General features: G+C 74.4%; 7 protein-coding genes. 4 read left to right on the top strand and 3 right to left on the bottom strand.

All coding sequences use genetic code 11. The features are described from left to right. Positions 1–220: 220 nt before the first annotated feature. Positions 221–1,786: a M4 family metallopeptidase gene (locus ACFW9D_RS34900; RefSeq protein ID WP_384628860.1), complete on the top strand. Its 1,566-nt coding sequence runs from the start codon at positions 221–223 to the stop codon at positions 1,784–1,786. Between the two features lie 144 nt (positions 1,787–1,930). Here the strand turns inward: ACFW9D_RS34900 and glgP are convergent, their stop codons facing one another. Then, positions 1,931–4,507 (bottom strand): alpha-glucan family phosphorylase, encoded by a 2,577-nt coding sequence (glgP, locus tag ACFW9D_RS34895; protein ID WP_384628857.1) that lies wholly within the window; start codon positions 4,505–4,507, stop codon positions 1,931–1,933. A 236-nt stretch (positions 4,508–4,743) separates the two neighbouring features. Between glgP and ACFW9D_RS34890 the strand changes: the two genes are divergently transcribed. Both ACFW9D_RS34890 and ACFW9D_RS34885 read left to right on the top strand, forming a co-directional pair. After that, a complete protein-coding gene (locus ACFW9D_RS34890; protein ID WP_384628854.1) occupies positions 4,744–7,236 on the top strand; it encodes a protein kinase in 2,493 nt (830 codons plus the stop codon). Positions 7,237–7,245: 9 nt separating this feature from the next. Next, complete coding sequence (locus ACFW9D_RS34885) at positions 7,246–9,576, top strand: protein kinase (RefSeq protein ID WP_384628851.1); 2,331 nt, start codon at positions 7,246–7,248, stop codon at positions 9,574–9,576. A 21-nt stretch (positions 9,577–9,597) separates the two neighbouring features. On the opposite strand, the gene ACFW9D_RS34880 is transcribed toward ACFW9D_RS34885, so the two are convergent. Further along, complete coding sequence (locus tag ACFW9D_RS34880; RefSeq protein WP_384628848.1) at positions 9,598–10,125, bottom strand: hypothetical protein; 528 nt, start codon at positions 10,123–10,125, stop codon at positions 9,598–9,600. 105 nt (positions 10,126–10,230) lie between these two features. Further along, positions 10,231–10,824, bottom strand: a complete 594-nt coding sequence (locus ACFW9D_RS34875) for a 1,4-alpha-glucan branching protein (protein WP_384628845.1) — start codon at positions 10,822–10,824, stop codon at positions 10,231–10,233. A 228-nt stretch (positions 10,825–11,052) separates the two neighbouring features. Between ACFW9D_RS34875 and ACFW9D_RS34870 the strand changes: the two genes are divergently transcribed. Continuing rightward, entirely contained in the window at positions 11,053–12,270 is a 1,218-nt protein-coding gene (locus ACFW9D_RS34870; protein ID WP_384628842.1) for a S8 family peptidase, read from the top strand. The last annotated feature ends 52 nt before the right edge of the window (positions 12,271–12,322 follow it).

Genomic DNA, 12,322 nt, shown 5'->3' with positions numbered 1-12,322 from the left:
GTTCAACTCCCCGGTGCGGCGCGCCTGTTCAGTTGACGGAGGGGCCGCGGAGCGTTCGCAATCCGTGCGTCAGTTTTCGCTCAACGAACGAATTCCGGCCAACCTGCGGTTGCGTACATGACATCTCCGGGTTCCGGCTGCCACAGTTTTCCCGCACGTACCGCACGGCAAAGCTCACCCCCCACATCCTCACCCCCCACATTCCAGAGGAGCTTTCTTCGTGACCCCCCACATATCCCGGCGCACCACTCTGTCCATCGCCACGGCCGTCGCCGCCGGCGCGCTCCTGACGGGCGCGCTCACCACCACCGGCGCCTCGGCCCAGCCCTCCGCTCCCTCGGCCACCCCACTGGCCCTGAGCGCGACGGCCCACGCGGACCTCATGCACGACGCGAGCGCCCAGGCGGCCGACACCGCCAAGGAGTTGAAGCTCGGCTCCAAGGAGAAGCTGGTCGTCCGTGACGTGGTCAAGGACCGCGACGGCGCCACGCACACCCGCTACGAGCGCACCTACGAGGGCCTGCCCGTCCTCGGCGGCGACCTGGTCGTCCACCGGACCAAGTCCGGTGCGCGCGAGGGCGTCACCCGCGCCACCTCCAAGTCGATCGACGTGGCGACCTCGGGCGCCTCGCTGAAGGCCGCCCCGTCCGGCGCCCGCAAGGTCGTCTGGGCCGCCTCCGGCACCCCGCGCCTGGCCTACGAGAAGGTCGTCAAGTCCACGGAGAAGGACGGCACTCCGAGCCGCCTGCACGTCATCACCGACGCCGCCACCGGCAAGAAGATCTTCTCCTACGACGACATCAAGACCGGCACCGGCGAGTCGCAGTACAGCGGCAGCGTCGAGGTCGGCAGCAAGGAGTCCGGCGGCTCGTTCGCCCTCACGGACGACACGCGCGGCGGCCACTCCACGTACGACCTGAAGCACGGCGAGTCCGGCCAGGGCACGCTGTTCACGGACGACGACGACAAGTGGGGTGACGGCACGGCCAACGACGCCGCCACCGCCGGTGTCGACGCCGCCTACGGCGCGCAGGTCACCTGGGACTACTACAAGAGCGTGCACGGCCGCAGCGGCATCAACGGCGACGGCAAGGGCGCGTACTCCCGGGTCCACTACGGCAACGCGTACGTCAACGCGTTCTGGGACGACAGCTGCTTCTGCATGACCTACGGCGACGGCGAGGGCGACGCCAAGCCGCTCACGTCGATCGACGTGGCCGCGCACGAGATGAGCCACGGCGTCACCGCGGCCACCGGCAACATGGAGTACTCGGGCGAGTCCGGCGGCCTGAACGAGGCGACGTCCGACATCTTCGGCACGTCCGTGGAGTTCTACGCGAACAACTCCAAGGACGTCGGTGACTACCTCATCGGCGAGATGATCGACATCAACGGCGACGGCTCGCCGCTGCGCTACATGGACAAGCCGAGCAAGGACGGCTCCTCGCTCGACTCCTGGTCGGCCGACGCCGGGAACCTGGACGTCCACTACTCCTCCGGCATCGCGAACCACTTCTTCTACCTGCTCAGCGAGGGCAGCGGCAAGAAGACGATCAACGGCGTCGACTACGACTCGCCGACCTCGGACGGCTCCACCGTCACGGGCATCGGCCGGGACAAGGCCGAGAAGATCTGGTTCAAGGCCCTGACGACGTACTTCACGTCGACGACGGACTACGCCGACGCCCGCAAGGGCACGATCAGCGCCGCCACCGACCTGTACGGGGCCGACTCGGCCGAGGTCAAGGCCGTCGAGGCCGCCTGGTCCGGCGTGAACGTCAAGTAAGACAGCAGCACCGGCAGTTCCCGAGAGAGTCCCAGAGGTAGTTCAGCGGTAGTTCCACCAGCAGTCCCTCCGGTGGTTCACGGGCGCCCGGGTCGTCGTCACGACGGCCCGGGCGTCCGCGTCTGTGCCTGTGGGTGGCCGCGTTCAGCGCAGGAGCACGCCGCCGCCCTCCCCGGCCGCCTGCGCGGGCACGGCCACCAGGCCGGTCTCCGCCGGGGACGCGAGCAGCGGGTGGTGCGGCAGGACGCGGACCGTGTAGCCGTACGGTCCGGTGCGGTCCAGGGCGAGGGGGCCCGCGTACGACCAGCGGCCCGCGCCGTCCGGTCCGCCGGCCGGTGCGAGTCGTACGGTCGTCGGCCGCGCGAGCGTGTCCTCGGCGTCGACGCGCCCGGCGACGGCCTGCACCTCGACGTCGTCCGGCGTCAACTCCCCGAGTTCCACCGTCACATGGAGGTCCAGGGTGCTGCCGAGCGCGGTGCCGCTCGGTGCTCCCACATAGGTGACGGCGACCCGCGGCCAGGCGGCGCGCACCCGTTCCTTCCAGGCCGCGAGCCGCCGGGCCGCCTCCGGGGTCAGCGCCCGTGCCGAGCGCGCCGCAGGGGCGTAGAGCCGCTCCACGTACGCGCGGACCATGCGGTCGGCGAGGACCTTGGGGCCGAGCCGGGTGAGGGTCGCGCGGACCATCGCGAGCCAGCGGTCGGGCCGTCCGTCCGGGCCGCGCTCGTAGAAGAGGGGGGTCACCCGGCGTTCCAGCAGGTCGTAGAGGGCGGCGGCCTCCAGCTCGTCGCGCCGGTCCTCGTCGGTGCCGGTGCCGTCGGCGGGCGGGATCGCCCAGCCGAAGTCGGGCTCGTACCACTCGTCCCACCAGCCGTCGGGCACGGACAGGTTGAGGCAGCCGTTCAGGGCGGCCTTCATGCCGCTGGTGCCGCAGGCCTCCAAGGGGCGTACGGGGTTGTTCAGCCACACGTCGCAGCCGGGGTAGAGGGTGCGCGCCATGCCCATCCCGTAGTCGGGCAGGAAGACGACGCGGTGGCGCACGCGCGGGTCGTCGGTGAAGCGGACGAGTTCCTGGATCAGCCGCTTGCCGCCGTCGTCGGCCGGGTGCGCCTTGCCCGCGACGACGATCTGCACGGGCCGCTCCGCGTCGAGCAGCAGCCTGGTCAGCCGCTCCGGGTCGCGCAGCATCAGCGTGAGCCGCTTGTACGAGGGGACGCGGCGGGCGAAGCCGATGGTGAGGACGTCGGGGTCCAGGGCGCCGTCGATCCAACTCCGCTCGGCGGCGCCCGCGCCGCGCCGGCGCCAGGAGTCGTCGAGCCGCTCGCGCACCTCGTCGACGAGCCGGCCGCGCAGCTCCCGGCGCAGCCGCCACAGCTCCTGGTCGGTGACGCCGTCGAACCGGGCCGGATCCCCGGGGGCCGCCGCCCCGTCCGCGCCGAGCCGGAGGACCTCGGGGGCGACCCAGGTGGGCGCGTGCACCCCGTTGGTGACTGAGGTGATCGGCACCTCGTCGGCGTCGAACCCGGGCCACAGTCCGGCGAACATCGCACGGCTCACCCTGCCGTGCAGGGCCGAGACCCCGTTGGCGCGCTGGGCGAGCCGGAGCCCCATGACGGCCATGTTGAAGACGTGCGGGTCGCCGCCCGGGTACGTCTCCGCGCCGAGGGCGAGGATCCGCTCCACGTCCAGGTCGGGCAGTTCGGCGTCCTTGCCGAAGTGGGCGGCGACGAGTGCGCGTCCGAAGCGGTCGATGCCGGCCGGGACGGGCGTGTGCGTGGTGAAGACGGTGCCGGCCCGAACAGCCTCCAGCGCGGCGTCGAAGTCGAGGCCGGCGGCGACGTGTCCGGCGATCCGCTCGACGCCGAGGAAGCCCGCGTGGCCCTCGTTGCTGTGGAAGACCTCCGGCGCGGGGTGCCCGGTGATCCGGCAGTACGCCCGCACGGCGCGCACGCCGCCGATGCCGAGCAGCATCTCCTGGAGGAGCCGGTGCTCGCTGCCGCCCCCGTACAGCCGGTCGGTCACCTCGCGGGCGGGCCCGTCGTTCTCCTCGACGTCCGAGTCGAGCAGCAGCAGCGGCACCCGGCCGACCCGGGCCTGCCAGATCCGGGCCCGCAGCGTGCGCCCGCCGGGCAGGGCGAGCGTCACCCGGGCGGGCGTGCCGTCGGCCTCGCGCAGCGGGCTCAGCGGCAGCTCGTCGGGGTCGTCGACGGGGTACGCCTCCTGCTGCCAGCCGTCCCGGGACAGGGACTGCCGGAAGTACCCGTGCCGGTACAGCAGTCCGACGCCGACGATGGGCACGCCGAGGTCGCTCGCGGCCTTGAGGTGGTCGCCGGCGAGGATGCCGAGGCCGCCGGAGTACTGGGGCAGCGCGGCGGTGATGCCGAACTCGGGCGAGAAGTAGGCGACGGCGGCGGGCGGTTCACCGTCGCACCGCTGGAACCAGCGCTCCCCGTGCAGGTAGGCGCGCAGCTCGTCGGCGGCCTCGCGCAGCCGGGTCAGGAAACCCGTGTCGGCGGCGAGTTCCGCGAGCCGGGCCGCCGGCACGTCCCCGAGCAGCTTCACGGGGTCCTGCCCGCACGCGGCCCAGCGGCCGGGGTCGACGGCGGCGAACAGGTCGCGGGTGGCGGGATGCCAGGACCAGCGCAGATTGCCGGCGAGGTCGTGGAGCGGGGCGAGCGGTCCGGGCAGGACGGGACGGACGGTGAATCGGCGGATGGCCTTCACGGTTCCCCTTTCGCGCGGTGGGGGCTCGGCGGCGCGGGTCGCTCCCTCGACGGTAGGGGGTGGAGGCGGGGGCCTGCCACGGCGCGCGGCGGGGGCACGGGCGGCGGGCGGAACCGGGTGCGCGCCCCGCGCGTGGAAGACTGTCGGAACACGTGTGGGGATCAAGGGACTTGGGGGGCCGCGTTCGCATGCCGGGACCGCTGCACGAACGTTCGCCGCGCACCGTAGGACCGTACGTGACGCTGGCGCGTCTGGGCGCGGGCGGGATGGGCGAGGTGTTCCTGGCCCGGCCGGCACGGATCGCCGCCGGGTACGGGCCCGACGACCTGGCCGCCGTGAAGGTGATCCGCAACGAGACGGCCGGCGACGAGGCGTATCTGCGGCGCTTCGCCCGGGAGGCGAAGGCCGCGGCGGCCGTGGACAGCTCGTACGCGGCACGCCTGGTCGGCAGTGACGCGTCGGCCGAACTCCCTTGGCTGGCCACCGAGTTCGTGGCCGGTCCGACGCTCACCCAGGCGGTGGGCCGGCACGGGCCGCTGCCGCTCGGTGCGCTGACCCGGCTCGGCGAGGGAATGGCCCGGGCGCTGGCCGCCGTGCACGCCGCGGGCGTCACCCATCGTGACCTCAAGCCGTCGAACGTGCTGCTCGGCGCCGACGGGCCCAAGGTCATCGACTTCGGCGTGGCCCGTACGGCGGCCGCGACGACGCTCACCTCGACGGGCCGCGTGGTCGGCACCCCCGGCTACATGTCGCCCGAGCACATCGCGGGCGGGCGGCACGTGGTGGCGGCGTCGGACGTGTTCTGTCTGGCGTCCGTGCTCGTGTACGCGGCGACGGGCGAGGACCCGTTCGGCGACGGGCCGGTCGCGGCGGTGCTGTTCCGGGTGGCGGAGGCGGAGGCCCGCCTCGACGCGGTCCCGGAGCCGGTCCGCCCGCTGCTCGCGGCGTGCCTGACGAAGGACCCGGCGGACCGGCCGGACGCGGCGGAGCTGGCGGACCGGTTCGCCGCGCTGCGTCCGGCCGACGGTCCGGACGGCTGGCCCGAGCCGGTGCTGCGGGAGATCGCGGATTCGGAGCGCGACGTGCGCCAGTTGTGCGCGACGGGCGCCCCTCTGCTCCCGGTGCCCGCCCCGCCTTCCGAAAGCCCCGGGAACTCCGGCGATTCCGAGGGCTCAAGGGGCTCGGGGAGCTCCGAAGGCGCCGGAACGCTCGCCCCGCACCAGTACCCGACGCTCGGCCCCACCGCACCCCCGGCGAGCCCGCCTCCCCGGCGGCGCGCCCGGCTGCGGGCCCTCGCGATCGTCGCGGCCGTCGCGGTGGCGGGCGCCGGACTGGGCGCGTACCTGGCGCTGCGCGGCGGGGACCCCGGCGGTTCCGACGACGGCCAGGGCGGCGGTCCGGCGGCGCCCGGTCCCACGACGACGCTGTCCCCGGCGCAGCTCACCGCGCTGGCCGGGGTCGACTCAGCCGGGCTCAACGACGCCAGCGGGTACGTCCCGCAGTTCTCGGCCCAGCGCCCCGCCGGCTGGAAGGCCTGGCAGGGCCGCCTCGACCACGCCCCGATGGACTGCTCCGCCGACACCCGGGCCGTGGTCTGCCTGCGGACCGACGGCACGTACGAGGCCCTGTCGCCGTCCGACGGGCACCGGCTGTGGACGCACGCCGGGAACGCCGGCCCGGGCGATGTCGACGAGGCGTACATCGGGCCCGGCGGCACCCGGTTCATGCCCGGTCACGCGGTCGCGCCGCAGAGCCGGGGCGGGCGCACCGTCACCGCCGCGTACGGCGAGCTCCGGCTGCTGGACTCCCGCACCGGCAAGACCTTGTGGAAGGCCGAACCTCCGGCCGGGCGCGGGGATTTCAGCCGGCCCGCGCTGATCACCGACGATCTGGTCGTCGCGACGGTCGGCGGCGTCTCGCTGGCCGCCGAGACGGCGGGCGCGTCCCTGCGCGCGTACGACCTCCACGACGGCTCGGTGCGCTGGGACTCCGAGCTGTCCCAGGAGGTGCCGGACCAGGCGACCGAGTACGCGTACGGGCCGGAGGCGCTCGTCGACGGCGTGCTGTACGTGTCCGTGCCCGGGGGCCTGTCCGCCGTCGACCCGCGCGACGGCGGCGTGATGGGGCAGCGTTACGTGACCGCCGGCTCGGGCGGCCCGGGCGGTTGCCCCCGTCTCTTCTCGGGCGGCGGCACGATCCAGTGCCTGCGCCTGACGTCCACCGGCTCGGAGAAGACGGCCTTCCGTGTCGACCGGTACACGCCGCGCACCCTCAAGCCGGTGGGCCACTACACGGTGCCGCTCGTGGACGGCCCCTCCGACCAGTTGTCCAACGTGTCGGCGTCCGGTGCCCGGTTCTCCCTGGCCTTCGACCGCCCCGGCAAGCGGCTGACCGTCACGGACCCGCGCACCGGCAAGCACACGGCCACGGTGTCTCTGCCCGGCCTCGGCGCCGGGGTCTCGCCCCCGCTCCTGACCGACGGCCGGGCCGTCTTCGCGGACAACCACGCCCTGTACCTGCTGCCGCTGGACGCGGCGGGCCGGGCCGGCAAGCTGCGGAAGCTCCCGCTGCCGGGGGCACCGGGCGACCGCGACGAGCCGCAGCCGAACCAGGACGGGACGGTGTTCAGCGAGGAGCTGCGGGTGCCCCAGGTGCTGCTGCTCGGCGGTGTCGCGCACGTCGTCTTCGACCAGGGCGCGGTCACCTCGATCGCCCTCCCGAACGCCTGAGGCGGCCCGGTGCTGACTCCTCTGACGGGCGCGGTGCGGCGCGTCGGCCCCTACCGGCTGCTCGGCCGGATCGGCGCCGGCGGCATGGGCGAGGTGTTCCTGGCCCGGCGCGAGACGGTCGGCGGCATCGTCGAGGGACCGTTCGTCGCGGTGAAGACGGTGCGGACGGACTTCGAGCCGGACGGCGAGTTCCGCACCCGTTTCCGCCGCGAGATCGACGCGGCCCGCGCGGTGACCGGTCCGGGCACGGCCGCCCCGCTCGACGGCGACGCGGACGCCGAACTGCCGTGGCTGGCCACGGAGTACGTTCCCGGGCCCGCGCTGTCCGACGCGGTCACCCGGTGCGGACCGCTCCCGGTGCCCGCCGTCCGCGCGCTCGGCGCCGGGCTCGCCCGCGCCCTGGACGCCGTGCACGCGGCCCGCGTCCTGCACCGCGACCTCAAGCCCGGCAACGTGCTGCTCGCGGCGGACGGCCCGCGCCTCATCGACTTCGGCATCGCCCAGGCCTTCGACGCGACGGCGCTGACCGCGACGGGGCTCGTCGTCGGAACGCCCGGCTATCTGTCCCCGGAGCAGCTGACCGGCGCCCACCCGGTGACGGCCGCGTCCGACCTGTTCTGCCTGGGCGCCGTGCTGTGCTTCGCCGCGAGCGGGCGGGGCCCCTTCGACGACGACGAGCCGGCGTCGGTGCTGCACCGCATCGCCGCGGGCCGCGCCGACCTCTCGGAGGTCCCTCCCCTGCTGCGGGACCTGATCGCCCGGTGTCTGCGGCCCGACCCGGCCGAGCGCCCGACCGCGGCCGCGCTCGCCGCCGAACTGTCCGCGGCGACCACGGATCTCGCGCCCTGGCCCGCCGACTTTCTGTCCCTGATCGCCGAACAGCGGGAGGCGGTGGCCCACTGCGAGCAGGTCTCCGGGGCGGTCGCCCTGGAGAACGCGGCGACGGCCGCCGACGCCCCGCGCGCCGCGCTCGTCGTCCCGCCCTCCCCGACAGCGGCCGTGGCGCGTCCCGCGGGCCCGCCCACGTCCTCGCCCGCACCGGCCGCCCGCCGTCGCCGCTGGCCGTGGGCGGTGGCGGCCGCCGCCCTGGTCACCGCGCTCGCCGTCACCGTGCCCGTGCTCCTGCCCGACGGCACACCGGAGCCTCCTGCGGCGGGCGCCGCACCGACGGCCTCCGGAGAAGGCACCGGGCAGGACACCGGGCCGCTCGCCCTGCCGGACGCCGATCCGGGCCACAGCGGCGAGTTCACCTCCACCGCGCTCGACACGAAGCAGCGCCCGGACGGCTGGCGTCCCTGGGCGCGCCACCTCACCGGCACCGGGCGGACGGGCGGCTGCACGGCGGGCGCCGGGCTGCTGGTGTGCGGCGACGGGACGGGAGCGGCCCGCGCCCTCGATCTCGCGACCGGCGAGGAACAGTGGCGCAGCAAAGGCTTCAGCGCGGACCGGCTGGTCGACGACGTGTACCCGGAGACCCCCACCGGCAACGCGGCGATCGCCCCGGCCACCGACGGCACCCTGTTCTTCGTCCCGGCCCGCTCGGGCATCATCGGCGTGGAGGCGGCCACGGGCCGGGTCCGCTGGCACTACGCGCGGGAGGGCTTCACGGGTCTGATCGGCGTCACCTACGCGGACGGCAAGGTGTACGCCGCCCGTTACAACAACCAGCCGGAGGACTCCCCGGACGCGGCGATCGAGCTGTCGGCGCTCGACGCGGACACGGGCACGGGCGACTGGGGAGTGAACCTTCCGGAGCCCGCCGGGCCGCTGGTCGTGCACGACGGATGGCTCTACGGCGCCCTCGCCAGGGGCGGGATCCGGGGCGCGCGGCCCGGCACCGCGCCCGACCCCCGCACCCGCGACGACCTCGACTGCTCGGGCCTGCTCTCCCACGCGGACTCGCTGCTGTGCTGGTCGACGGAGCACCCCGGGATCGCGGTCCTCGACCCGGAGACGCTGCGCACCCGGCGCACCCTCGCCCCGTCCGTCACCCCGGCCGCGGCCCCCGTGATCGGCGACCGCGGCGTCCTGGTCCTGCGCGACAGCGCCGGCCGGCTGCGCGGCATCGACTGGCGTACGGGGAAGCCCCGTTGGGACACGGCGGCGCCGGCCGGGGCCGGGACCCTGCTGCTGGCGGGGCGACGGGTGTTCGCCGTGGGCCGGCGCGAGATCCGGGGCCTGGACGTCGCGGACGGGACGGGCGTCCGCTCGCTGCGGCTGCCCGCCCCGTCGGGTCTGCGCCTGGACACGGGCGCGCTCGCCGAGCCGCTGTGTCTCGGCGGAGTGCTGTATCTGTCGACGCGGTCCGGGTACGTCGGCTCGGTCGCCGCGCCGGACTGACCCGGCGCGGCTCCCGCGCGGCTACGCGACGGCGCTGCCGGTCCCGCGCGCCCCGCCGATGTAGTCGCCGAGCGCCTGGTCGTCGTACACGGAGATGTCGACCGGTGCGCCTTCGGGGATGTCGAAGTCCTTGACGACCTTGTCGAGGACGGCGTCGGTGCCGGGCGCCGCGTACGTGCCCAGGTTGTGGGTGGTGCCGCCCGCGGAGTAGGAGATCTTCACGTAGAACGTGTCGCCGTCGTTCTTCGTGTCGTACACCCAGAGCTTCTCGTCGTTCGGGTGGAACTCCACCTTGCCGACGAACGAACCGCCCTGGTTCAGCTCGATCTTGACCGCGTAGCCGCCCGGGTCGTTGGCGAAGTAGGTGCCGTCGAACGGGTCGGCCAGCGTGCCGCCGCTGCACGGGCAGGTGCCGGTGTCGCGGTAGTAGACGCTCGGCGCCGGGTTCGGGCTGTAGGCCTGGGCGGATGCGGCCGTCGTGGCGATCAGGGCGCCGAGTGCCAGCGCCGTCCCCGTGAACAGTCCCGCGAGTCGTCGCACGGTCCTCATCGTGTTCTCCCCCGTTCCGGAAACACACCGCGCGGCGGTCGCCGGCGGCCCGTACACGATGGCAGACGACATCGGCACGGACCACCCCACAACACGCGGAGCGCCCTACTCCGTCCGGAACCGGACGAAGACACCGCGGATCAGCGGCCCGTCCTCGTCGCCGGTCCGCCAGCGCGCGCTCACCTCACCGGTGACTCCCGGCGCGAGGGCCTCGTCCGTCCCGAGTTCCGCCAGGACGCGGACGGCCTCGGGCCGCCCGAGGTCCGCTCCCGGCGCGAGCCGGACGCCCACCGTCGGGTCGAGGGCGCCGTCGACGCTCTGCGCGTGCGCCGGGGCCTCCCCGCGCAGCAGCCGTCCCAGCTCAGTGAGGAGCACCGGGTCCGCCATGCCGTCGTAGATCCAGCGTTTGCCGAGCACGCCGTGCTCGGTGGTGCCGATGAGGGCGTCGGCGGGCGCGTCCGGGAGCGGGGCGCCGCGGTAGGCCATCGGGACGTGGTACGTGACCGGTTCGGGCCCGGAGGTGTCGGTGACGGCCATGAACTCCATGCCGACCTCGCCGTCCGGGTCGTCGAGCCGGAAGCCGCCGGTCCTGCTCAGTTCGGGGGTGCCCGCGCCCCGGTACCAGGGCCGGTGCGGCAGCCAGTCCGTGAGGAGTTCGAGCTTGGTGGGCTTGAGGGTCGTGTGGTGGATGATCGCCATGCCTGTCATCCTGCGCGAGGGCCGGGCGCGCCCGCCACCGCGATTGCGCCTCCGGGCCACGGCTGCGGCCGGTTCCCGCCAGAGGGCGCCCGAGGCGTCCGCATCCCTCACAGACTCTCCACGGGCGACGCCGATCCGCCCCGGCGCATGCCCTTGTGACGCTCCGCGACGCGGGGGACGCTGCCAACCGGCGTGCCGTCACGCCGAGTTGAGGAGGACACCCCATCCATGGCAGAGACCTTGCCGGTGACTCGTACCGCCGGCCGCAGGTGGGCGCACGCGCTCACCGCCCTCGCCGCCGCGGCGGTGGTTTCGGCCGTCACCCTGCCCGCGCAGGCCGCCCCCGCGCAGGGGCGGATACTCGGCGCCGGTGCACCCGGCGCCGTGACGGGCAGTTACATCGTGACGCTGAAGGGAGGGACGAGGGCGCCGTCCGCGGCCGGGCAGGAGGTGGCCGAGAAGTACGGGGCGACCATCCGCCAGACCTACGGCACCGCGCTCAACGGGTACGCGGTGCGGCTGACCGAGGCACAGGCGAAGCGGCTCGCCGCCGACCCGGCCGTGGCCTCCGTGGCGCAGGACACGGAGGTCACGTTCGAGCAGACCCAGCAGAACCCGCCGTCGTGGGGCCTGGACCGCATCGACCAGAACGACCTGCCGCTGGACCGCTCCTACACTTCGCCGGACTCCGGCGGCACCGGCGTGAGCGTGTACGTCATCGACACCGGCATCCGGGCCTCGCACCAGGACTTCGGCGGGCGCGCCTCCAGCGGCTGGGACTTCGTGGAGAACGACGCGGTCGCCCAGGACGGCAACGGGCACGGCACGCACGTGGCCGGAACCGTCGCGGGCGAGACGTTCGGCGTCGCGAAGAAGGCCGACGTCGTCGCGGTCCGCGTGCTCGACGACGCGGGCTCGGGGACCACGGCGCAGGTCATCGCGGGCATCGACTGGGTGACGAAGCACGCGAAGAAGCCCGCGGTCGCGAACATGAGCCTGGGCGGTTACGCGAACACCCAACTCGACGCCGCCGTCCGCAACTCGATCGCGTCCGGCGTGACCTACACGGTCGCGGCGGGCAACGACGGACTCCTCGCGGGCCTCTACTCGCCCGCCCGGGTCTCCGAGGCCGTCACGGTCGGCGCGACCGACCGGACCGACACCCGCGCGAGCTTCTCCAACTGGGGCTTCTCCGTGGATCTGTTCGCCCCTGGTGTCGACATCACTTCGGCGTCGTACGCGAGCGACACCGGCGACGCCACGTTCTCCGGTACGTCGATGGCCTCGCCGCACGTCGCGGGCGCGGCCGCGCTCTGGCTCTCCGGCCACCCGGGCGCGTCCCCGGCCGAGGTGAGCCAGGCGCTCACCGGCCAAGCCGCCGCGGGCCGGGTGAAGGGCGCGGGGCTCGGTTCCCCGAACCGGCTGCTCCGGGTGGACAACCCGTAGGCACGCAGGCGATTCCCCGCGGGAAGCGGGGGCGTCGAGGGTCCGGGGGGCC

This window comes from Streptomyces sp. NPDC059524 (assembly GCF_042749255.1).
GTDB lineage: Bacteria > Actinomycetota > Actinomycetes > Streptomycetales > Streptomycetaceae > Streptomyces > Streptomyces xanthii.
The sequence above is the reverse complement of the archived record's forward strand: the minus strand, read 5'-3'. Positions and strand labels throughout refer to the sequence as shown.